At 61.3% G+C, this 23,829-nt stretch carries 16 protein-coding genes; 3 read left to right on the top strand and 13 right to left on the bottom strand.

Translation table 11 applies throughout. The features are described 5' to 3' along the window. Window positions 1-145 precede the first annotated feature (145 nt). The 5 genes from P3T17_RS31905 to P3T17_RS31885 all read right to left on the bottom strand — a co-directional run bounded on the left by P3T17_RS31905 (window position 146) and on the right by P3T17_RS31885 (window position 5,653). Window positions 146-1,021 carry a sugar phosphate isomerase/epimerase family protein gene (locus P3T17_RS31905; protein ID WP_429410704.1) on the bottom strand — a complete coding sequence of 292 codons (876 nt, stop codon included), beginning with the start codon at window positions 1,019-1,021 and terminating at the stop codon, window positions 146-148. Next, the gene (locus P3T17_RS31900) at window positions 1,018-2,049 is read right to left on the bottom strand and encodes an ABC transporter permease (RefSeq protein WP_429288959.1); all 1,032 of its coding nucleotides are present in this window, start codon (window positions 2,047-2,049) and stop codon (window positions 1,018-1,020) included. Before P3T17_RS31900 ends, P3T17_RS31905 begins: the two co-directional genes overlap by 4 nt. Beyond that, window positions 2,046-3,059 carry an ABC transporter permease gene (locus P3T17_RS31895; protein WP_429410702.1) on the bottom strand — a complete coding sequence of 338 codons (1,014 nt, stop codon included), beginning with the start codon at window positions 3,057-3,059 and terminating at the stop codon, window positions 2,046-2,048. Before P3T17_RS31895 ends, P3T17_RS31900 begins: the two co-directional genes overlap by 4 nt. Continuing rightward, window positions 3,052-4,590, bottom strand: a complete 1,539-nt coding sequence (locus tag P3T17_RS31890) for a sugar ABC transporter ATP-binding protein (RefSeq protein WP_429410700.1) — start codon at window positions 4,588-4,590, stop codon at window positions 3,052-3,054. The genes P3T17_RS31895 and P3T17_RS31890 overlap by 8 nt, the downstream gene beginning before the upstream one ends. A 70-nt stretch (window positions 4,591-4,660) precedes the next feature. Further along, complete coding sequence (locus P3T17_RS31885; RefSeq protein ID WP_074267471.1) at window positions 4,661-5,653, bottom strand: substrate-binding domain-containing protein; 993 nt, start codon at window positions 5,651-5,653, stop codon at window positions 4,661-4,663. 233 nt (window positions 5,654-5,886) lie between these two features. Here P3T17_RS31885 and P3T17_RS31880 point away from each other — a divergent pair, with 233 nt between their 5' ends. Beyond that, on the top strand, window positions 5,887-6,948 hold the full coding sequence (locus P3T17_RS31880; RefSeq protein ID WP_429410698.1) for a LacI family DNA-binding transcriptional regulator: 1,062 nt from the start codon (window positions 5,887-5,889) through the stop codon (window positions 6,946-6,948). A 95-nt stretch (window positions 6,949-7,043) separates the two neighbouring features. On the opposite strand, the gene P3T17_RS31875 is transcribed toward P3T17_RS31880, so the two are convergent. The 4 genes from P3T17_RS31875 to P3T17_RS31860 are packed head-to-tail and all read right to left on the bottom strand — an operon-like array spanning window position 7,044 to window position 9,966. After that, on the bottom strand, window positions 7,044-7,880 hold the full coding sequence (locus P3T17_RS31875) for an aldo/keto reductase (protein WP_429410695.1): 837 nt from the start codon (window positions 7,878-7,880) through the stop codon (window positions 7,044-7,046). A gap of 58 nt (window positions 7,881-7,938) precedes the next feature. Next, a complete protein-coding gene (locus P3T17_RS31870) occupies window positions 7,939-8,790 on the bottom strand; it encodes a pirin family protein (RefSeq protein ID WP_429410693.1) in 852 nt (283 codons plus the stop codon). Window positions 8,791-8,797: 7 nt separating this feature from the next. Then, the gene (locus P3T17_RS31865; RefSeq protein ID WP_429410691.1) at window positions 8,798-9,220 is read right to left on the bottom strand and encodes a DoxX family protein; all 423 of its coding nucleotides are present in this window, start codon (window positions 9,218-9,220) and stop codon (window positions 8,798-8,800) included. 47 nt (window positions 9,221-9,267) lie between these two features. Further along, window positions 9,268-9,966, bottom strand: coding sequence for a pirin family protein (locus P3T17_RS31860; RefSeq protein ID WP_429410689.1), 699 nt, complete (start codon window positions 9,964-9,966; stop codon window positions 9,268-9,270). A 176-nt stretch (window positions 9,967-10,142) separates the two neighbouring features. Between P3T17_RS31860 and P3T17_RS31855 the strand changes: the two genes are divergently transcribed. Continuing rightward, entirely contained in the window at window positions 10,143-11,060 is a 918-nt protein-coding gene (locus tag P3T17_RS31855) for a LysR substrate-binding domain-containing protein (RefSeq protein WP_429410687.1), read from the top strand. 29 nt (window positions 11,061-11,089) lie between these two features. Here P3T17_RS31855 and P3T17_RS31850 read toward each other — a convergent pair whose 3' ends face one another. Continuing rightward, the gene (locus P3T17_RS31850; protein WP_429410685.1) at window positions 11,090-11,596 is read right to left on the bottom strand and encodes a TraR/DksA family transcriptional regulator; all 507 of its coding nucleotides are present in this window, start codon (window positions 11,594-11,596) and stop codon (window positions 11,090-11,092) included. Window positions 11,597-11,701: 105 nt separating this feature from the next. Here P3T17_RS31850 and P3T17_RS31845 point away from each other — a divergent pair, with 105 nt between their 5' ends. Continuing rightward, window positions 11,702-12,019 carry a DUF6566 family protein gene (locus tag P3T17_RS31845; RefSeq protein ID WP_074267463.1) on the top strand — a complete coding sequence of 106 codons (318 nt, stop codon included), beginning with the start codon at window positions 11,702-11,704 and terminating at the stop codon, window positions 12,017-12,019. Window positions 12,020-12,149: 130 nt separating this feature from the next. Here P3T17_RS31845 and P3T17_RS31840 read toward each other — a convergent pair whose 3' ends face one another. From P3T17_RS31840 to P3T17_RS31830, 3 genes are all read right to left on the bottom strand, one after another. After that, on the bottom strand, window positions 12,150-13,355 hold the full coding sequence (locus P3T17_RS31840; protein ID WP_429410683.1) for a porin: 1,206 nt from the start codon (window positions 13,353-13,355) through the stop codon (window positions 12,150-12,152). Window positions 13,356-14,058: 703 nt separating this feature from the next. Beyond that, on the bottom strand, window positions 14,059-15,708 hold the full coding sequence (locus P3T17_RS31835; RefSeq protein ID WP_429410681.1) for a cyclic peptide export ABC transporter: 1,650 nt from the start codon (window positions 15,706-15,708) through the stop codon (window positions 14,059-14,061). Window positions 15,709-15,784: 76 nt separating this feature from the next. After that, complete coding sequence (locus tag P3T17_RS31830) at window positions 15,785-23,824, bottom strand: amino acid adenylation domain-containing protein (RefSeq protein WP_429410679.1); 8,040 nt, start codon at window positions 23,822-23,824, stop codon at window positions 15,785-15,787. Between the last annotated feature and the right edge of the window lie 5 nt (window positions 23,825-23,829).

The following is a 23,829-nucleotide window of genomic DNA, read 5'->3' as shown; positions in this document are numbered from 1 at the left end:
TATTCGGGCAGGTAGATACTGTCAACGGGCCCAAAATACCGCATGCCATGCAATATGACAACGGGAAACCGCATGACGGCACCAATCCATACGGCATCCTAATTGTATCTGCCGCTCCTCTTTGCAACAGAACAGCACGGCACTCTCAGTGATGCGCCTTCGCTTTGGCCGCAGCATTGATCCCGCCGGCAATGAAACTTCTTGCGTGTGTGGCCAGATCCATGCCGTCGTCCCACATGTTTCGCCAGATTGCCAGTGCGTTGGACAACTGTTCGTTCACGACCGCGGAAGAGAAACTCTCGAACGTGACCACCCCCTTATAGTCGATCATGGCGAGTGCGTGGAAAAACTGCGCGAAGTCGATGGTTCCGGAACCCAGATAACCGCGATTGCTTTCGCCGATATGGACGTAACCGAGCCTTTTTCCGCACTCCAGTACCGGCTGCATGAAGTCCGATTCCTCGATGTTCATGTGATAGGTGTCGAGGTGTACAACCACATTGGGCGCATCGACATCGTCCAGTATTCTGAGCGCCTGCGATGCCGTGTTAAGCAGGTTGCTCTCGTAACGATTCACCACTTCAAGCCCGAGGGTCACGTTTTTCTTCAAGGCGAAGTCCGCAATCCGCTTGAGCGAGTCGACCGCGTTCCTGCGTCCCTGCACGGTGACGGGCGCTGAATACTTGGCCATCGCGCCGTACAGGATACCGCCGAAGTAGTTGCCCCCGAGTTCGGCGGTAATGGTGATGCCTTCTTCCAGCAGCGCCACGCCACGCGCAACCGTGGCCGGGTCGTCGCTGGAGACGTCCGCGTCGAAGGTCAGGCCACGCGAACAGCCGATTTGCAGCCCGTGCTCCTGCAACAGGTCGCGAGTGAGCGCCAGGTCCATTACCTTTGGCCCGTGTAACGACAGTTCAACGAGATCGAAGCCTGCGGCCCTGGTCTGGCTGATTACCTTGCGCGTCGACTCCGGCGTCAGATCGCCAGCCCATACCAATGCGTGAACACCAAGCGTATTCATTGTGCAACTCCTCCCGATGCGGTCGCGCGTCTGCGGACCAAGGACTGAAAAAAGCCGTTTGCCCACGCCCAACGGAGCAGCATCACGGCAAGCAAAAACACACCCCATAAGGCGGTGGCGAGATGTTGGTTCGCACCGAGCAGATTGAGGCCAGAGGCAATCACCTGCAGGATGACCAGCGCAATCACCACCGGCACGACACGCCCGAAGCCGCCGAACGGGTCGACGCGGCCGAGGAAGCAGGCGAGTACGGAAATCAGCAGGAAAGCCTCGCCATGACCGACGCGCACCGAGTTGAAACTGGCCAGCATGACGATGCCGGCAACGCCGCACATGAGACCCGACAGCATGTAAATCCGCGTGACCGCGCGCGTGGTGGCAATGCCCGAGTAGCGCGTCGCCTCGAGATTCGAGCCGATCATGCGTGTGGCAAAGCCGAGTCGCGAGCGCGTCATGACGACGTGCCAGACGGCCGCGCAGCCGGCGAAGATCCATAGCGGCACCGGCACGCCAAGCAGCAGGCCATTGCCCATTACCAGCACGGCGGGCGGGAAGCCGGAGATATCGCCGCCGTGGGTCAGGAATTCCCCGAGGCCGCGCAGGAAGATCATCATCGAGAGGGAGACGAGGATCGGGCTTGCGCCGGTGCGCGCGATGATGGCGCCCATCACCCATCCGGACGCGGCACCTGTGGCGAGTGCCGCGGCAATGCCCAGCACGATGACGCCAGCGCCTGCATCCGCCCCGCCATAGGCGTGCAGCACCCAGGCCATGGCCAGCCCGGAAATATTGGCGGTGAAGGTTACGGCGAGATTGAAGCCGCCGGAGATCAGCGGCATCAGCATCGCCAGCGTGAACAGCCCCAGTTCCGGCAGCTGAAAGGCCACGGAGACAAACGTATCCGCAGAAAAAAAGCGGCTGGACGCAAGGCTCATTGCCAGGATCACGACAGCCAGAAAGCCGAGCAGACCGACGACGTCAGCAGGCACGAACGCTACAGCGGAACGTTGCGACGAAGAGGTTTTCATGGGAAGGCCTTGACGCGTTGCGACGCGAAGCGCGATCCGACGAGTTTGGCGAAGCCGCCGCTCGACAAGGTAATCGCGATCAGAATAACGGCGCCGATGATCATCTTGAACGCGTACGGAGAGACTCCTAGCAGGTTGAGTCCGTTCGCGGTGATGGCGGTGAGCAGAATGCCAAGGATCGCACCGAGGATCGTGCCGCGTCCGCCGCCCAATCGCGCGCCGCCGAGCACCACGGCGGCGAGCACGTCAAGTTCGCGGCCATACAGCGCGTTGGGCACCACCTCCTGAACGTAGTGCGCCTGCATCAGCCCCGCGATCCCGGCCATCATCCCAAGCCAGCCAAAGGCGATGTAGTGCATGGCGCCGATATTGATGCCGACGCGCCGCGCCGCTTCCGGGTTGTCGCCCATGGCATAGAGCTGCCTGCCGGTAGTCGTGCGCCGCAGCAGGAACCAGGTGGCCACGACCGTGCAGAACATGACGGCGACAGGCAGCCCGAGGTCGGCAACGCCGCTTGATGTCTTCAGCGCGATCAGTGAAATGCGGTTCATCCACCAGTCCGGCAGATCGTAGAGGGATACGCCTCCGGTCAGAAACATCAGGCCGCCAAAGAACACGTTAAAGGTCGCGATGGTCACCACGATGGAGACGATGCGGAACCGGTAGATAAACGTGGCATTGATGGCGCCCAGCAGAAACCCGAACGCGGCCGACGCGAGGACGCCTAGCGCCCAGTTGCCTCCGCCCAGGTGCATGACCGTCAAGGCGGTCAGGTACTGCACCACGGAAGCGCCCACCGCAAACGAGATGTCGATGCCGCCAGCGATAAGTACAACTAGCAGTCCGACCGCAAAGATGATGTTGACCGAACTCTGGTTTAGGAGGTCGAACAGATTGGGCAAGGTCAGGAAAGTCGAGGTCGTCACGCCAAGGCCGATCACCATGACGGCGATGACGAGGATCAGCAGCGCCTCGATCGAACCGATTCCGAGTTTGCGCAGATCAGGCATGGACGTCTCGCTCGATTTGGTCGATGGATGTGGCACCCGGCACGTATTCCTTCACCATGCGGCCATTGCGCATATGCAGGATACGGTCGGCGTTGAAGTAGACCTCCGGGATCTCGTCGGAGATCAGCAGGATGGCCATGCCCTGGGCAGCCAGCTTGTGGATGATGGCGAAGATGCCGGCTCGGGCGCCGACGTCCACGCCTACCGTGGGTGAATCGAGAATCAGCAGCTTCGGGTTCGTGGCGAGCCACTTGGCGAGCACGATGCGTTGCTGGTTGCCGCCGGACAGCGTGGAGACTGCATCCTCGGGCTTGCCGATCTTGACCGCCAGTTGCTGGATCCAGTCCTTGATCAGGCCGTCGCGCTTCCTGAGACTGATCAGCCGCGTGGCGTCGAGAAGATCGTCGAGCACCGCGGCCACGGTGTTGTCGCCGATCGATTGCGGCTGCACGAGGCCGAGCTGAAGGCGATCTTCGGAAACATAGGCGATACCCGCCCGTATAGCGTCGCGGTTCGAGCCCAGCGATAATTTCTTGCCGTCGAGGCCGATCGAGCCGGCGTCCGGACGCGTCATGCCGAACAACGACAACGCGAGTTCCGTTCGCCCCGCGCCAAGGCGACCCGTGACGCCGAGGATCTCGCCTTTCCTCACGGAGAACGAAACTGCGTCATATTCGCCCCGGCGGGTCAGGCTATCTACCTGCAGTACAGCGGGTGCGGCGGACAGGTCCGTCGTGCGCACGGCATAGTCGAAGGTGCGGCCCGTCATCAGTTCCGTGAGGCGGGTTTGCGTCATGCCGGCCGTGGGAAAAGTGCCGACGTACTGGCCGTCGCGCAACACCGTCACGCGCGTACAGACGTTGAGCACTTCGGCAAGCCGGTGACTGACGAATACCACGGCAATGCCGTCGGCCGATAGACGGCGCACGATCGTAAGGAGTGCCTCGGTTTCAGCATGACTGAGCGAGGCCGTCGGCTCGTCCATGAAAACGAGGCGCGCGTCGGCAACGAGCGCCCGGGCGATGGCGACGATCTGGCGCTGAGCGATCGACAACGAACGCACCGAACGGCCCAGATCGATTGAAACGCCGAGCCGCTCGAGGATGCGGCGCGCCGCCACTTTCATCTGGCGATAGTTGACGAGGCGCGGACGCGGCCCGAGGTTCTGTTCGAAAGCAATGTTCTCTGCGACCGTCATCTCGGGAAACAGTGCGAGATCCTGCCAGATCACCTGGATGCCCAGCTCCCGCGCCTTGGCCGGATCCAACCCCTCGATCGACTGACCGTCCATCAGCATGACGGCACCAGGCTCCGGCTGATAGACCCCGCTGATCACCTTGATCAGCGTGCTCTTGCCGCAGCCGTTTTCGCCGGCGAGGCACAGCACCTCGCCGGGCAGCACGTCGAACCTGATAGCCTGCAGCGCTTTCACACCGCCGAATATCTTGGAGATATTGTCGAGCTTGAGCAGCGGCGTACGAGAGGTGTCGACGACCACGCCCGCTTCGCTCGTATGTCCCCGCTCAGGCACAGGACGATCCTTTGAGGCCGCTGAAATCATGGGAATGCTCCAATGCGACTGACAGGCAACCAAGGTCGCTTCAGAGACCTAACTTCGCGAGATCGTCAACGGTACTGGCATTGAGATCCACCAGCTGGTCGACGATCAGATCGTGACCCTGCGGATGCACGACGCCCAGACCCGGGATGTTCGTGCCGTCCTTGATCGGTTCACCCTTCGCGACCATCGTGCCGAGTGTGACGAATACCTCACCCGCCAGCTCCGGATTCCACATGTAGCCGCCGGTCAGGATGCCGTCATGCACGAGACGCTTGCCTTGTCCCGGCGAGAACGGTCCTAGCACCACGACCTGGCCTTTCTTATGCGTTTCGTCGACAGCGCGAGCCGCTCCGATCGGCCCCTGGCTGCCGAACGCCAGAATGCCCTTGAGATCGGGATGAGCCCGCATCAGATCAAGCGCCGTCTGGCGCGATGCGTCGACGTTCTCGGCCACGCCATAGCGGTCGCCGACCAGCTTCATGTCCGGATCATTGGCCTTCAGATAAGCAATCGCGGCGTCGGCCCATGCGTTGTGCAACGGCACGGTGAGCGAACCGACGAAGACCGCGTACTCTCCTTTGCCGCCCATGGCGGTCGCGAGGCGCTTGCCATACGCTTCGCCGAAGCCTTTGACCGAGGCCAGTTCGAAGTCCCAATCCGTATTCTCCTGGTTCGGAGACTCATGCGTAATGACCTTGATGCCCGCGGCTCTCGCCCGCTGCAGGACGGGCTCCAGTACCTTGGCATCGTTCGGCACCACGCCGATCACGTCGACGTGCTGCGCAATCAGATCCTCGATCGCCCGGACCTGCAACGCCGGGTCCGCGCTGGTCGGGCCAACCATAAACGCCTTGACGCCCAGTTGATCCGCACGTTTCTTGATCCCCGCCTCCATGGCGTTGAACCATGGGATGCCGCCAATCTTCACGACGATGCCGATGACTGGCTTGTCGGGCGACGCCGAAGCCAGGCCTGTCGCGAGTGCAAACGCGGCGATGCCTGCGCACAGTGTGCGCACGAAGTTCTTTGACATGTCTCCTCCGTTGGACCTCGGCAAGCTTCGCCAAACGCCCGGATAGGTAATGGAAATGAGCCGATCTGCTAATCTCAGCAAAGTTTGCTGAATCCATTCAGCAAATCGGTGAGCAAATGCTGAATCCATTCAGCTAAGGGGTCAATCGGGTAGATACCCTAATATGGCTTCCGGTGGCAGAAGGTCTACCGTCTGCACAACATGAACGATGGTGCTTTGGGAGTAAAAGGCAGATGGCCCGCAGCAGTTCAGGACGCAAGTCGACTATTTATGACATCGCCAAAGCGACGGGTTCTTCGACGTCAGCGGTGAGCATGGTGCTGAACGGCACCTGGGCTCGCTATCGCATCAAGGAAGAAACCGCCAACCGGATCCTCGCGAGCGCCGCGCAACTTGGCTACAACGTGAACATGAAAGCGCGCGGACTGCGCCTGTCTCGCTCGGGACTGGCCGGCATGATCCTTCCGCACTATCGCAACCGCTTTTTTGCGGGGCTCGCGGAGAACTTCGAGGAGCATGCGAGGAGTCGCGGGTTGTGTCCAATCGTGGTCAGTACCCAGCGCGACCCGGCGGTAGAAATGAGCGTGACGGAGACGCTCATCTCGCAGCAGGTGGAGTTGCTGTTCATCGTCGGCGTGCGCAATCCCACGCCTCTTGACGCACTGTGCTCGGCGGCAGGTATTCCATGCATCAACGTCGACCTGCCCGGCCCAGGTGCACCATCGGTGGTGTCGGACAATCGCGGCGGCGCGCGGGCGCTGACAGAGGCGTTGATGGAGAAGATGATCGCCGCCGGCAGTTCGCCCGGCGAACTACTTTTTCTGGGTGGCATCGTGGACGAATATGCGACCGAAATGCGCATTGCCGGCTACCGCGACGCGTTCGAGGCTCGCGGGATCAGCCCCGTGGCGGATGCCGTGGAATGCTTCGGATACGGCGCATCGTCTTCGCGGCGCGCGCTGGCGAGCCGTTATGAAAGTCTCGGCAGACTTCCCACAGGATTACTGATGAATTCGATCACCGCGTTCGAGGGCCTGGTTCAATTCGCGTCGAAATTGCCGCGCGAGGCCTGGCAATCCACGGTGGTCGGTTGCTTCGACTGGGATCCTTTTGCTGTGCACCTGCCGTTTGAAGTAACCATGATGCGCCAGGACGTGCAGAAGATAATCCTCGAAGCCTTCGCGCTGGCGGACAGCCACGACGCAATCGACCATCCTCTCGTCATGGTGCCGACGGGCTTCGGAGAAATGGTCGAGGAAGACGAACTGACGATCAAGATCGGGCGCGAATGCTGACGCGTGCGTTCATCTGATCGCCTCATCAACGTATCTAAGAGATGCGAATCGCCCGTAAGTCACTTCAAGCGCAGAGGTATCGAGGGCACGCGTAATCAGCCGCTTGTTCTGTCCCACTTTGGCGCAAGCCCAGGTGGATTGACGATCCGGCTGTCCGCCGTCGCCAACGAATGTATTGCCGTCATATCCTCGCTCTCCAGTTCGAAGTCGAATACCGCCAGGTTCTGGGCCAGCCGCTCAAGCTTGGCGGTCCTCGAAAGCGCGACAACTCCGCGTTGTTGTACAAGCCACCGCAAGACTATCTGAGCGATGGTTTTGTCGTAACGGGCCGCGATCTCCTCAAGCGTTGGCTCCGAGAACACTCGGCCAATCGCCATGCCGCAGTATCCCGTCACGGCAAGCCCCGCCTGCAACGTGCTTTCAATCAGCAAGGACTGGTTCAGATACGGGTGATATTCGAACTGGTTCGTCACGAGAGGAACCGCAGAGAGCCGCACAGATTCCGCCATCAATGCGCGATTGAAATTGCTCACGCCGATGTGTCGAACCTTGCCGGCGCGCGCGACTGCGTTGAGGCCGGCGATCTGTTCCGCCAGCGGCACGTTCGATCCCGGCCAGTGCAGCAAGAGCAGATCGATATAGTCTGTCTTGAGCTTTCGGAGGCTCTCGTCCACTGACGCTTCGAAGTTTCTCTCTGCATAATTGCTCACCCAGACCTTGGTCGTCAGAAAGATTTCGCTTCTTGGGATGCCGGACGCTGCGACGCAGTCGCCGATTTCGCCTTCGTTACCGTAGATTTGCGCGGTATCGATATGGCGGAAGCCGGCACGAAGCGCTGCGGGAATCAGTCGATAGATCTCCGCAGCGCTCATTCCGTAAGTGCCGAAGCCGATCGCCGGAATGGCGGCGTTACCAACATGGACGTTTTGCATGAGGTGTTCCCGATAGAGTCTTCGCACACTGCCTGAACCGCAAACCGCTTTAAGCGGACTATCCGATGCGCCCGCTGCGACGCAGTTGTACCCCGATCTCCCTGATCCTGGCTTCACCCGCACGTAACGTTTCCGACGACGTATGAACCGAGTAATAGCCAAGCACGAGATCGTGCGGATGAGGAATTGCGGAGCCGATGACGAACTCTGTGTCTTCATCGGCAGTGAATGCCAGGACGTCTTCGGACTCGTCGAACACAACGAGCTCGTCGGCGATGGATTCATCTGCAATGCGCAGCGCGCCACGCTGAACACAGACCCAGGCGACCTCGTGACCGGCCGGCGGCGTGTATTCCCAACGCTCTCCAGCCGCCAGCCGCACGAACAGATAGTTGATGCCTGGCGGTGCGGCTACCGGGCTTTCGGCGTTTCCATAACGACCCAGGACAACGCGCGCCGGACCGATGCGCGGCACTTCGCTCACCGACAAATATTGGCTACGGGGCTCGCCTAGTTCGATCTCGGGCGGCAACGCGACCCACAGTTGAAAGCCGCGCACCGGTCCATCGCCTCGGGCGCGACCATCGTGCCACACGCCTCGCCCCGCGTTCATCCACTCGACGCTGCCGGCCGGCATGATCCCCGACGCGCCCGTCGTGTCTTCATACTCAACTTCACCTTCCAGCAGCACGGTCGTCGTGGCGAGGCCCGAATGGGGATGCATGGAAAAGCGCATGTTGGCTTCCACCGAGCTATCGAAATAGTCGAGAAAGACAAACGGCTTCAACACTTCTCCAAGGTCGGACGGACTGACCAGCCGCTTGACGGCACCGTGTTGCCGGCCGGCTGTCCGTGTGACTATCGCTCTTCCGGCCCTCAGCGGACCGGAGGTAAGGGCAGTGGTTTGCATGGCAGGCTTAGCTTGCGTTCAGAGGCGAAAGACGTGAAGCGATGCGTCCGAGCCGGGCATCCAGGCTGAACGCGCCAGCACCGAAGTACGTGATCTGCAGGAGGCCGCCAGCCATCATCACGTTCTTGAGGAAGTGAATCATCTGGTTTTGGTCTGCCCAGTTGTGGTGGAAGAAAAGCGCCGTGACCACACAGAACACCGCCATTGCTACTGACACAACACGGGCGCGGTAGCCCGACAGCAGCAGCAAACCGCCGCCCAGTTCGGTCAGCACGGCAAGAACGAACGCGAGAAGCGGCACAGGCAGACCCATGGCTGCGATATAACCAACTGTCGCACCGTACGCCGCAAGCTTGCCGAGACCACTCATGACAAACGGCCCACCGATCAGGATGCGGCCCAACAGCGGAAGAAATTTAAAGCGTTCCATTACGATCTCCTAAATGAAATTACGGAGGTGGATGACAAGAAAGGGAATCAGCCGGCGTCCACCATCACCAGTTCTGAATCTTCAAGTGCTGAAATCTGCGCCGTGGCGACCGTCGTAATCGCCACACCGTCTAGCGGTCCAACCGGCTCGCCGTTCACTTCGATGCGCCCCGACGCCACCACGAGATAGGCGCGACGCGCTGGCGCCAATTCGTATCGAACGCTTTCGCCTGCCTTAAGCAGTGCGCCAAGTACACGCGCATCGGCTCGAATGGGAAGCGCACCTTCGTCGCCGGCAAACCCGCTGGCAAGGACTACGAAGCGCCCGGATCGGTCGCCTTTTGGGAAAGGCTTCGTATCCCACGCTGGTTCGCCACCGCTTTCACGAGGTCGCAGCCAGATCTGATAGAGCTTGAGCGGCACCTCGCCCCGATTGAACTCGGCGTGGCGTATTCCCTTGCCTGCGCTCATGACCTGGACATCGCCTGCGTTGATCACTCCCTCGGATCCCAACGTGTCCCGATGCCCGAGCAGCCCCTGACGCACGTAGGTGATGATCTCCATGTCACGATGTCCGTGCATCGGAAACCCGCTGCCAGCGGCGATCTCGTCGTCGTTCCAGACAATCAGGGGTCCCAGGGGAGCATGCGCAGGATTGCCGTCGGCGCTGACCGCGAAATGGTGTTTCGCACGCAGCCAGCCGTGGTCCGCCCTGTCCAATGATTCCCAACGCCTGTGTGTGAGCATGTCCGCCTCCGTTTCCCGCCACCGCGAATGCGGTGCAGGCCGCCTGTATGACCGGCCGGTTTCGGCGCGGGTACAGTTGATGAGGCACATGCTATATTTGCAACGAACCCGTGCATATCTCCTATATTGGAATGCATCGTTGCCCAGGATAGAACGATAAAAGCGAGCTTGTGCCTATGAATGCGATCACCGACCTCAACGATCTTCGGCTCTTCGCAGAGGTGGTCGAGCACGGCAGCTACACGGCGGCCGCGCGCAGCCTCGGCCTGCAAACGTCGAAGCTCAGCCGGCGCATTCGTGCTCTGGAAGAAGAACTTGGCGTCCGCCTGCTCAATCGCACCAGCCGGAGCCTGTCTTTGACGGAAACGGGGCGGCAGTTCCACCAGCATTGCCTCGCGCTGGTAGCGGAAGCCAACGCTGCCAAAGATATCGTGGACCGCACGCGCGCCAGGCCGCAGGGCACCGTCCGCATCGCCTGCCCCGTCGCCTTGCTGGAGTCCGGCATCTCCACGATCATCGCGCGATACGTCGAGGAGAATCCTGATGTCCAGGTTCTGCTGGATGCAACCAACCGCCGCGTAGATGTCGTCGAGGAAGGCCTGGACTTTGCGATCCGGGTCAGGCTTCCGCCGTTGGAGAACACCGATCTCGCGGTGCGCCAGTTGGGACTGTCGATCCGCATTCTGGTTGCCAGTCCGGCCTTGGCGGCGCGCTATCCGGCGCCCAGTTCGATCGAATCGGTGAAGGAATGGCCCACGGTTTCCATGGCCAGCAGCGGCGGCCGGTTTGTCTGGGACCTCGTCGACGCCGAGGGACACGCGACATCATGGGCGCATCGACCGCGCCTCGCCACCGACGACCTGGCCAGCCTCCGGGTCGCGGCGATATCAGGTGTCGGGGTGGCCATGCTGCCGAGGGAGCAGGTCGAGGCCGATATTCAGGCAGGCCGCCTGCAGCACCTGCTGCCAGGTCTGGCCAGCACGCCGGGTCTCGTGCATGCGATCTTCCCCACGCGCCGAGGCATGGTTCCGGCGGTGCGTCACCTGCTCGACGCACTCGTTTCGGGGTGCGAAGGTTTGAACCCGGCGCACTAGAGTGGCAAGTCAGCCTCCTGCGCCACGACTCAGTTGCCGGCCTCCCGGCGCCCCTGTTCCTCAACCGTATAGATCGCCTCCGGCATCACCTCTAGCCGGCCTTTTGGAATCGGGTCACCGCTTTTGTCCGAAAAGCCGTAGGTGCCCTCATCGATCTTCTGCAGGGCACGCTCGATATCGCCGATGCGCAGGTCATTCGTGTTACGCAGCGACTGGTTGATTTCATCCTGCGCCATTCCTTGCGCGTCGTCCTCGAATTCTTCGGCCTCGTCGCCGTGCTCCTCCTGGGACGCACGCTCATCGGCAATCGTGCCCTCTTCTGTACCCAGCAATTGCCGACGCAGCGCCTCGAGACGCGTGCGTTGTTGCGCGATAAACGCCTCACTCAAGCCACCTGATTGATCCGGCATGGTGTTCTCCCTTACGGCAATAGACGGAACGCAGCGTGATCCGCGTTTCGCGATTTCGTCACATGAACGACCATCATCGCGCCGAACGCATGCGGCCGCAATGCCTATACCGGCGACGAATGCCATGAGCATGTCACGAACACGCGGAAGTGGCATGATTGGGCTCGGTCAGCGAGAAGCAACCGCGCAACCGCAAACGGGTTTCAATCAGGAACGTAAAAGGAGAACACGATGGCAGAGAGCACCGTTTCTTACGGCGGATATGAAATCGTTATATCCCCTGAGACCAACAAGTTCGGCGCCTGGGTCACAAGCGTGAGCCTGAAAGATAGCGCGGGAAAAGTTGTCGAACATCGTCCCATGACCGTTCAACCCGAATGGCGGACTGAAGCGGAAGCGATTAGAGACGCAGTCGAGTGGGGAAGCCGGTTCATCGAGCGTGAACTCAACACGCCGCGGTCGCACTCATGGGTGGTCGACCGGTCCCGTGCGGAAATCTGGTTTCGCGATGTGCAGGAAAAGTCGCGTGGCCCTGAAATCGACGCGTAAAGCCAGAAGGCCGAGGAGTGCAACAGAACCCGGCGAAGCGGGTTCTGTTCGCGTTCAGAGGATTTTTGCGGGATTTTCATCCTGCAAAAATCCTCAAACGATAGGTCCTCGACGGTACCACAATGCCCTATCAGAACTGGTGATTGATACCGATAGTCGCGCCGAACTGGCTACGGGACGACGCAGCAGATTGCTCGGCAATGGCCGCCGTTGCGGTAACAACCTTGCCGTTATCGATCGTCTGGCCGTTAGCCCGCTGGAACGCCTCCAGCACATAGATGCGAGTTCTCTTGGAAAGGTTATAGAGCTCGGTCAGGTTGATCTGCTGATAACTCGCCGCATCCTGGACACCGTTGGCCTGGGTAGCACGCGTGTAGCTATAGCCAACGGCCAGATCCCACGACACCACCGGCCGGTAATGGAGAACAGCGCCGCCCGTGTTGAAGATCGCGGTCGTAGAGAAGCCTGAGTTCGGACCCGCGATATATTGCACATTCGAATAGGATGCCGAAACATCCCATTGCGGATTGAATTGATAACCGCCGGTCACAGCGAAGCGTTGCTGCGCTGCCGCGTTCTGATAGCCGTTCGTGATGCTCGATTCACCCTGTTCGCCGGTGCCCGAGTAGGCGGTCGAACTCGAGCTCCAGGCGCCACCGCCGCTCGTTGCATTGTCAAAGCGCGCAAAGCCGACGCCTATGCCCGCGCCGCCAGCCACGTATTGCGCACCGACGCTCCACGATGCGCCCGAATTGAAGGCGCCCGCTACTCCGCCCAACGCGTACATGCCGCTTATCTTCAACCCGGCGAATGACGGCGACGTGTAGACGAGGGCATTGTTGACGCGATAATCGGTATCGAGCGCGTCGAGGTCGCCCGGATGGGCGCCGAAGGCACCCGTCAGCCACGGCGTCGGACCGTATTGCGCGAGCATGTTGTAGTAAGGCGTGTACTGGCGCCCTGCCGTGAACGTACCGTAGGTATCGTTGGTCAGGCCCACCCAGGAAGCGCGGCTAAACATCAGGCCGGCCTTGCTCAATGCGCCGGTGTCGGCATTGAAACCCTCTTCGAGCTGAAAGATCGCCCTGGTGCCGCCGCCCAGGTCCTCAACGCCCTTGAAGCCGAAGCGCTCGCCACCCCACACCCCTTCAACCAGCTTGACCACCGATTGTCCACCCTTGGTCGCGCCAGTCGACGGAGCCTGGCTGCTCAGGTAACCCACTCCCGTGTCCACAATCCCGTACAGCGTGACGCTGCTTTGCGCAAACACCGTCCCCGTCGCAAGCATGGCCGTCATGCCAGCGAGTACAAACCCGGCTTCCTTGTAGCGTTTCATCTGATCATCCTTTGTTGTCGTTGGAGTTATGGCGGCATGTCATGCCGCACGAAATTGTCCGGCTGCCATCCCGGCACCCAGTTATCGCTCTCGTCGTCACGCATCTCCAGAAATGCCGTTCATGACGATAAGTTATCCTTATCACGTGCTTCGAACCCTGGTCTCCTGTCGGAAAGCGCGTTCGGATGTCGCAGGCTGGGGCCGATGAAGCTTTCTTTGCTGTATGAGCTTGTGATCGTGCGGACGGGCGCTAGCGTTCAAAGCGTGGGTTGAAGTCGCACTTAGCCGGTGGCCGGGTCGTCGCTTCGAGCGACGTCCACGGCGCGACATTTGACTGACAACCGCACCAAATTGAACGCGTTAATTCACTAAAATCCTGTTATTTGGGATATTTAGCCGATCTGCGCTCTGACAACTTTACTGTCCCAGAAACAATCCGTAAGCGAACATACCGAACCACAGGCAATGATGTCAAGCAACTTGAGGTGAGCAGCAGATGTTGCCACTTAGGGAGAAATGACATAACTATTTGTTTTAATTTTAATATTTTATACACGTAAGGAAAACCCGAATGTGGTGATTCCGCATACGCTTAACATCATAAAGAAAAATATCGACTCGTAATACAACTATATCCTTACATCGGTCAATGAGCCCGCATAGCCAGCAGCGCCGTTGTCCGCCCTTCTGCTGGCCCGCGATCTCACTCCACCGCCGACCTTACCGGCTGATGCACGAGATCAGCGCCAGCACCTTCCTCCACAACCTGGCCGTAATCGAGCTTGATATAGCGATCCGCGAGTCCAAAGTAGCGATCGTCATGGGTGATCACCAGAACGGTTTTGCCTTTGGCCTTGAGATCCGGCAGCAGGCGGCGATAAAACACATCCTTGAAGGTCGGATCCTGATCTGCGGCCCACTCGTCGAACACATAGAACGGACGGTCCTCAAGATACGCAACCATTAGCGCGAGACGTTTGCGCTGCCCCTGCGACAGATTGATCGTCGACAGCTTGCCGTCGCGAATCGTCACCTTATGCTCCAGATGCAGCAGTTCGAGCAACTCCTGCGCATGGGCGTCCAGTCCCTCCAGATGCAGGCCATGCAACTGGTCGAACAGGAAGAAGTCGTTGAAAACGACTGAAAAATGCTGACGATAGATGTCGCGCTCGGCCTCGCCGACCGCCTGGCCATTCAGCAGGATTTCACCGCCTTCCGGCGCATAGAGGCCCACCAGCATCTTCGCAAGCGTCGTCTTGCCGCTGCCGTTGCCGCCAATCAGGTACACCAGCTCGCCCGGTTTGAACGCCAGGCTAACCGGCCCAAGCGTGAACACCTCGTTTTCTTTCTCGCGGAAATAGCGGTGCGTGACACCCTTCAGCGCGATGCTATCGAACGCGCGAGCCGATTCTGCGGGCAGCACGTTCTCACGAGGAAGGTCGCGGTTCACCTTGTCGACACGTTCTAGCGCCACCTTCGCCGAACCCAGCGAGGGAATCGACGACAGCAGGCTCTCGATTGCCGTGCTCATGTAGAGGAAGATCACCACGTAGCCCGAAAGCACATGTCCTTGCACCGGATAGATGCGTGTCAGCAGAAACAGCACGCAGCCGATGAAGGCGAGGAAAATCATGCTGCCCCAGCTCGCGGCAGCCGTGTACAGCACATAGCCGCGCGTGCGCTGCACGCGCACCGCCTCGACACTCGTAGCGAGCGAGTCGTCGACGAACGCTTGTCTGCGGCGGCGATGTAGTTTGAGTTCTTTTGCCCCATCGAAGAGCGACCGGAAGTCGCCCACCAGATCATCTTCCCGCTGACGCGAACTGCGCAGATGAAACATGGCACGTGTATTGGCCAGATGAAATCCCAGCGATCCGATCAGGATCGTAACCAGCGCAAACAGCAGGATTTGCCACGACAGATAGCCCAGATACGCGAGACAGCCCAGCACGATCGAAGTGTTCATCGTGAGTGTCGGCACGCTCAGGAAGAACACGACGATAGTGTCGAGATCCTGCGTCAGTACCGTCAACGCCTTTGCGCCGCCCTGGCGTTCAAGGTTCTGATAGGAAGCCTCAGTAACGCTGCGGATCGTCCTCATGCGTAGCGCCGCTTTGGTTGCCTGGCCGAGCCGCACGAAGAAGGTCTGCGACAGCGTTCGCGTGACGAGCACGGCGAGCGCCAGCAGCAGAAAGCGCCAGCCAAGCTCCGACAACTGGTCGGCCGAAGCGCCGAGCGCCTGATTGATGATCGCGATGAGCGCGGCATTGCTCAGACCGCCGACAACACTCGTTATCAGCGCGAGCAGTAGAATCCAGCGGGATTGCCGGACCAGGGTCAGTAGCAGGGACATGAAAACCTTGTTTTGAAGTAGTTGAAAACGTCCAGCGTATCGGTCAATGCGTTGCCAGTCAGATGCGAGGCCACCGTCATAGCTCCGCGAGAATGTCCTGCATTTCAGCCGCCATTGCATCATCGTCCTGCGCCACCCGGTTCGCGGACGCGAGCGTCTGCGCGAGGTGATACAGCGGCTGATTGTTCATCAGATCCGCCAATTGCGCTTCGATGCCTAACGTACGCCGGATTGCCGACTGCACCTGCATCGCCGCCAGCGAGTGGCCGCCAAGTTCGAAGAAGCGATCGCTACGGCGTACCTGCTGTGCCTCGAGGACACTGGCCCAGATCGCGGCAAGCGCCTCTTCAAGCTGGCCTTGTGGCGGGTCGGCCGGTTCCGCGTCTGCCTGCATCAGCTCATGCGAACCGGGCATGGGCAGCGCGAGCCGGTCGATCTTGCCATTCGGGTTCAGCGGCAACGCGTCGAGCACGATCACCGCTGACGGCACCATGTAGTCCGGCAGCGTAGCAGCGAGGCCAGCGCGTAACGCACGAACATCGAGTTGCGCGCCCGGCACCGCTGCGACATAGGCCAGCACGCGCGCGCCGCCCGCGCCTTCGCGCACCACCGCCACTGCCTCGCGCACTTCACGCTGACACAATAGCGCCGATTCGATCTCGCCGAGTTCGATACGGAAGCCGCGCACCTTCACCTGATGATCGATACGGCCCAGATAGTCGAGCGTGCCACGAGCGTTCCAGCGCACCACATCGCCAGTTCGATACAACCGGCCACCAGGGGACGCCGCATGAGGATCGGCGATGAAACGTTCCGCCGTCAAGCCTGGGCGTCCATGGTAGCCACGCGCCAGCAGCGTGCCGCCGATGCACAACTCGCCGGCCACGCCGACCGGCACGGGATTAAGCTGTACATCAAGGACCTGCAGCGAACGGCCGTCGAGCGGACCCCCAATCGAAATATGCGGCGGGATCTCAACGCCTGTGCGCAGATAGGGCGAGCAATCGAATGCGCTCGCCGTGACCGTAGCCTCACTCGGCCCGTAGGTGTTCGCGAGCTCGACGTGTGCGAGGCCCGCCGTGCGCCAGGCGAGTACGCCGTCAGCCGGCATCGCCTCGCCGCCGGCATGCACCCTGCGCAGGCTCGCACAAGCGACGCGTGCACGCGGATTACCGGCGAAGTCCTGGGCCAGTGCGTTCCAGTAGGCAGTGGTGAGATCGGCAACCGTGATGCGTTGTTGTTCGACCTCATCGAGAAAGCGCTCGCTGCTCCATAGCTGCGGTCCACGCAGGACCAATGCAGCGCCTGCGCTCAGCGTCGCAAACACCTGTTCGACAAAGCCATCGAAATTGAACGTAGAGAACTGCAGGACGCGGTCGCTCGAAGTGACACCGAACAGATCGATCGATACCTTGGTATGCTGAGCAAGCGCACCATGTGTGATCCCGACGCCTTTCGGGCGGCCGGTCGAGCCTGAGGTATAGATCACGTAGGCAAGGTTGTCGCGTGAGACGGTGCACGCAGGAGCGCGATCCATCTCCTCATCCTCAAGACCAGCGCTCGTCAGCGCCGACGCCTGCTGCACTTCGATGCTAGCTACGCCAAGCTCTGCGAGAGCGTCAGTGGACGCTCCGCCCGTCAGTGCCAGCTTGATCCCGCTATCCTCGATCATGAACGCGAGCCGCTCTGCCGGGTAGGACGGATCGAGCGGCACATAAGCGCCGCTCGCCTTCAGCACGGCAAGCACCGCGATGATCATCTCGAACGAGCGCTCAATCGCAATGCCGACACGCGATTCTGCCCCGACGCCGGCCGCGCGCAGGCGATGCGCGAGACGGTTGGCACGGCGTTCGAGCGTCGCATAGTCGAGCGATTCGCCGTCGAGCATAAGCGCCTGCTCGGCGGCCCGCATGGCTGCCTGACGGCTGATGCGTTCGTGCACCAGCGGCGCCTGCTCAAGCCTGCCGCCCGCTCCCCATTGCCGCAGTTGCGCGAATTCGGCATCAGGCAACATTGCCAGCGCACCGAGCGGAGCCGCCGGATTCGCAACGAACGCGTCGATTAGCGCTACCAGGTGCGATGCCAGATGTTCGACCTGCGACGCATCGAAAGCGCTACACGTGTAGGCGAATTCGATCCGCAAAGTCTCGCCGTCCCGTTGCGCGCCGCTATGTTGTGCGTGTCGTCCATGGGTAACCGACAGTGTCAGCGGATAACTCGTGCGATCCTCGCTACGCAGCCCGGAGAACTGCAACTCACGCGGTGTCGCCGCTTCAAGGATCTCGTCGACCGGATAGTTCTCGAACACGACGATGCTGTCGAACAACGCTTGCCCGCCTTCCAGTTTCGCCCAGCGCTGGATGTCGTACAGCGCGACGTGCTCGTGTTCGCGCGCCGCTACGCCGTGCTGCTGAATCTGTTCGAGCCATGCACCGACGCTCAGCGAAGGTTGCGGCGCGGCGATCACTGGGATCGTATTGATGAACAGACCGAGGGTGCGGTGCGCACTGGCCAGCGCTTCGGGGCGGCCGGCGACGGTCGCCCCGAAGCTTACCGTGCGCTGCCCCGTGTAACGCTGAAGCAACAGTAGCCAGGCTGCCTGCACCAAAGTGTTCAGCGTTACGTGCTGTGCTTTCGCGAAAGCGCTTAGCTGTGCGGTGCGCTCGGCATCCCAGATCCGCAACGTTGAAGCATGTGACTCCGCGCGTATGGTGCTGGTCGACTCGGGTGAATCGGCCCGGCTGGACGCTGCGGCCGCAGCGTCCACGGCCTCTGGCTTCGGCAACGCGCCAGCCAGCAACGTCGAACCGTCGAGGCGGCCGGTCTGCGCTCGCCACCACGCCTCACTTGCATCCTGATCGCGGGACTGCAGCCAGGCGATGAACTCGCGATAACGTCCGGGCGGCCCAACCTGCTTGCGGCCTTCATACTCACCCAGAACTTCCGCGAGCAATTGCGCGGCACTCCAGCCATCGAGCAGCGCGTGATGAAAGGTCCAGACGAAGTGATAACGCGATGCCGCCGTACGGATCAGCGTCACGCGCCACAACGGTGGACGGCCCAGATCGAAACCGCTCTCGACCTGCGCGACCGCATAGGCATCCAGCCGCGTTGCAAGCTCCGGCTCTTGCGCATCGCGCCAGTCTTCGATGAAGAACGGTAGCTCGATGTGGCGCGCCACCCACTGGCGAGGCGCATCCTCAAACGAAAGAAAGCCAGTGCGCAGAATGTCATGACGCGCAGCAGCCGATTCCCACGCTCCCTGAAAGCGCACGCAGTCAAGACGTTCGATGTCGACACGCAACTGGTTCACATACGCACCGGACTGCTGCCCCAGCAGGCTGTGAAACACAATACCCGTCTGCATCGGCGCCAGCGGATACAGGTCCGCGATTTCGCCGGCGGCCACTGGTAAGTTGTCGAGTTGCGCCTGATCGAGCATGGCGATCGGAACATCCGATGGCGTCAGGCCGCACGCACCGCTTTCACAATGCGCGAGCACCGCCAGCAGTTCACGACGAATATCTTCCGCGAGCGTGTCGAGCGTGCTCGCATCGTAACGGTCGCCACGTGCGTGCAGTAGCGTCAACGACAACTCGCCACCGTGCACCTGGCCTGCGATTTCGAGCGCGTGCGTACCGCCACTGCGTTCGTCGTGCGTGTGGCCGGTGCCTTCGCTCGCCAGTTGCCAGTCACCGTCGCCAGCGAGCGTGCCGTCGAACTGGCCGAGGTAGTTGAACAGCACCTCTGCATGACCGACTTCCGATAGCGCCGCACGTTGCTCTGGAGTTCCCAGATATTTAAGCATACCGAAGCTCATTCCGCCGTGCGGTACTTCACGGCGCGCTTCCTTCACGCGCTTTAACGCAGCGCCGATCTCGCCAGTAGGGTCGAGCCGGAACGGATAGACCGCCGTGAACCAGCCCGTGGTGCGGCTCAGGTCTGCCGCGCCGAAATGCGTCTCACGGCCATGTCCTTCGAGATCGATACGCAACACGTCCCGTTTGGCGAAGCGACACAAGGCACGACCGCTTGCCAATAGCAACAGATCGGCGAGCTGGGTTCGATAGGCCACCGATGCATCGCGCATCAGGCGGCCCGTCGTAGCAGCGTCGAAGCGCACGGTGGAGCTGACTGGAGCAAAGGATTGTGGCCCGACGCCGCCACTATCGCCTATCGAACCCGCGGGCAGCGCGGCCGGAACATCGTCCAGCGCCTGCCACCAGGCGCTGTATCGTTCAATCTCCGGCTGACGTGCAGCGTGCTGCAACTGGCGGGCGAACGCCTGATACGAGGTGGTACGCGCAGGCAACGACACTGCCTCGCCCGCAACCAGTTGCGTGTAAGCGCGCCGCAGATCATCGAGCAGGATGCGCCACGACACGGTATCGATGACGAGGTGATGGATCGCGATGAACAGACGCCAACTGCCGTCCTCGATACGCATGGCAATTGCTCGCAACAGCGGCCCGCGTGTCAGATCAAGCGTGCGCTGCGCGGCGTCGCAGAGTGTCTCGATGGCGGATGTACGCACGCTGCTCTCAACCTGCAGCATGGGCGCTGACTCCACGGGCGCGTATTGCTGACGCCAGCTAAAGCCGTCCGATTGCGCCGGCTCGCACGGCACGAAGCGCAGACGCAACGAATCATGATGTGCGACGACAGCGTGCAATGCCTGTTCGAGACGATCGGTGTCGACGGCCTCATCGAGGCGCAGCAACACCGCCTGGTTCCAATGATGACGTTCCGGCAGCGGCTCCGCAAAAAAACGCGCCTGAATCGGCAGCAACGGAGCCGGTGCTTGCGGATCTATTGTGGTGGATGCATTGCGGTCGTCCGGCAGCGCTTCGTCTGGAGCGACTGCGCAGGCCGCGAGTTGCGCAATCGTCTGCTGTTCGAAGATCTGCCGGGCGGTCAAAACAAGTCCGGCCTGACGCGCGCGCGCGACGATCTGCAGTCCCATGATCGAATCGCCGCCCAGCTCGAAGAAATTCTCATGACGCCCGATCCGCTCACGCCGCAGCAACAGTGCCCAGATATCCGCCAGGCGCTCTTCGACAGTGCCCTGCGGAGCGTCGTCGTTCGCCGGCGCGCATGCTTGCGTGGGGGTAGGCAATGCATGCCGGTCCACCTTGCCGTTCGCGTTGAGCGGCAACGCGTCGAGCACCATCACGACGCTGGGCACCATGTAGTCGGGCAGCGTCGCGGCCAGTCCCGCGCGCAGCGTGGCCGTATCCAGCGAGTAGCCCGGTAGCCCGCTCACATAGCCCACCAGCCGCGTGCCACCCGGTCCCTCCTGCGCGTCCACCACGGCGTCGCGCACACCAGGCTGGGCGCGCAATTGCGCTTCCACTTCCCCCAGCTCGATACGAAAACCGCGCACCTTGACCTGATGATCGATGCGTCCGATGTACTCCAGCTCGCCGTCGCTGCGCCAGCGCACCAGATCGCCGGTCCTGTAGAGCCGCGCGCCCGGGTCGCCGGAAAACGGATCGGGCACGAAGCGTTCGGCCGTCAGTCCCGGCCGGCCCAGATAGCCGCGCGCCATACCGGTGCCACCCAGATATAACTCGCCAGGCAGACCTGACGGTACCCGGTTCATCTGCGCGTCGAGAACCCAGGCGCTGCGCTCGCCGACTGGCCGGCCAATCGGTGCGTACGCGCTGTCGAACCGGGCGTCGGCGTCAGGCTGCCAGAGCGTCGGTGTCACCACGGTTTCCGATGGCCCGTAGGCGTTGTAAATCCGCTGCGGATTCAGGTGCGTGCGCACTGCCTCGAAGCCCGCCCTCGACCATGCTTCACCGCCCGCGATGCAGGCCCGCAGGCTCACCGCGCCGGTCTCCGTGACCCGGGCAAACGCGTCGAGATACGCAGGCGGCAGATAGAGCACTGAGACGTTCTTCGAGCGAATCTCGTTGACGAGCCGCTGCGCCGACCACACCTCGTCGTCGCGTAGCACGATTGCCGCGCCGTTCATCAAGGGCACGAGGAACTGCTCTGCGGCAGCGTCGAAACTGACCGAAGCAAAATGCAGAAGGCGGTCCGCGGCACTCATGCCGTAGCATTTCCCGATGGCATGGCAATGCGCTGCAAGTGCTCCGTGTGCAACCGCGACGCCCTTCGGCCGCCCGGTCGAGCCGGATGTGTAGACGACGTACGCAAGATTGTCGGCATGCGGCGTGAGCAACGGATTCCCCGCAGGTTCGTTCGAGACATCGAGGGTATCGAGATCGAGCATCCGTCGCGCGCCGGATACAGGCAGGTGCGCGACGGACGCCCGATGCGTCTGCACGAGCAGCAGCTCGATACCGCTATGGTCGATCATGTAAGCGAGGCGCTCTGCCGGATACGCCAGATCGAGCGGCACATAGACGCCGCCCGCTTTCAGGATCGCGAGCTGCGCAACCAGCATCTCCGGCGAACGTGCCATTGCAAAGCCGACCCGAACCTCCGGTCCAACACCCTCGTGGATCAGACGTGCGGCGAGCCGGTTGGCGCGCTCGTTCAATTCGCTGTAGCTGAGTTGCACGTCGCCACACAGCAAGGCCACTGCATCGGGCTGCGCCTCTACATGCATTTCGAATGACCGGTGCACTAGCGGCATGCCAGAGGCCACGTCAACCCGGTGCGCCAGGAATTGCGATGGCTGGCACTCCGCGGGATCTGATAACTCAATGTCTATGAGCGCCTGGGCGGGATTCTCTGCCAAGCCGCTCAGCACCTTCACATAGTGACGGCCGAAACGTTCGATCGTCTCTTTATTGAACAGATCTCTCGCATAAATCAGTTGTGCCGATAGATTTCCGTCGGAGGCCTCGACGATATTGAGCGTTAGTTCGAAAGCCGCAGCGCCGTCGGTCAGTTCGTACCATTCGACAGTCAGCCCAGGCAGCGCGTCGAGCACCCGGTAGTCACTGTGCAGATGACTGAACATCACCTGAAACAGCGGGTTATGGCTCAGACTGCGCTCCGGCTGCAGCGCATCCACCAGTACATCGAACGGTAAATCCTGGTGCGCCTGTGCGCCAACCGTCGCCTGCCGGGTACGCTCGAGCAGTTCACCTAGCGTGTCGCGGCCGGCGATCTCGGCGCGCAGCACCTGCGTATTGACGAAGAAGCCGATCAGCGGCTCCGTTTCGACGCGGTTGCGGTTCGCGACCGGAACGCCTACACGGATGTCGCGCTCGCCTGTGTAGCGGTGCAGCAGCGCCTGGAACGCGGCTAGCAACACCATGAACGGTGTCGTCGAACTGCGCTGCGCGCGCTCGCGGACGGCCTGCGCCAGTTCGGGCGGCAGCGTCACGCCATGGCGGCCTGCCGTGTACGACGCGTGCGCCTGGCGCGGTGCGTCCGTCGGTAATGCCAGCACGGGATGCGTCGTGCCCAGCGTATCGCGCCAGTAAGCGAGCTGCTTTTCCTGCTCGCCTGCTTCGAGCCACTCGCGTTGCCAAGCCGCGTAGTCTGCGTATTGCACGGGCAACGCGTGTGCGGTCAACGGTTCGCTCAGTACTGCTGCGCGGTAATGCGCCACCAGTTCTTCCAGCAGAACCTGTATCGACCAGCCGTCCGAGACGATGTGATGCAGCGACAGAACCAGCAGGCTGCGGCCTGCTTCGCCTTCGCTGCGGTACAGGGCGGCACGCAACAATGGACCTGCTGCCAGATCGAACGGCTCGCTCGCCAGTGCGTGCGCTGCCGTATCGATCTGTGTGGCCGGCAAAGCAACTTCGCGCCAGTCGAGCTGAGCATGCGCATCTATCTGTTGTTCGACCCGGCCTGCTTCGTCTGCTACGAAGCGTGTGCGCAGCACTTCATGACGCGCCACGATTGCCTCAAAACTCGCGCGCAACGCAACCGCATCGACCTCGCCGGCCAGCCACAGCCCACCTGCCACGTGATACGCACTGCTCTCAGGATCAAGCTGCCACAAGAACCATTGCCGCTGCTGCGCGTATGAAACCGGCAGTTTTTGTTCGGACACCCGCGCCCGCGCAAGAATCGGTAACTGCGCTGGCGTTACGCCCTGCTCGTTCATCCTCTGCCAGAACAGACGACGCTTGTCCGGCGACAACTCGATGAAGCGCTCGGCAATGCGTCGCGCGGTGTCTTTTTCCATGAATC

Source organism: Paraburkholderia sp. GAS82, from assembly GCF_050436285.1.
In the GTDB taxonomy this organism is placed as follows: Bacteria; Pseudomonadota; Gammaproteobacteria; order Burkholderiales; family Burkholderiaceae; genus Paraburkholderia; species Paraburkholderia phenazinium_B.
This window is presented reverse-complemented; position numbering and strand designations above follow the sequence as displayed.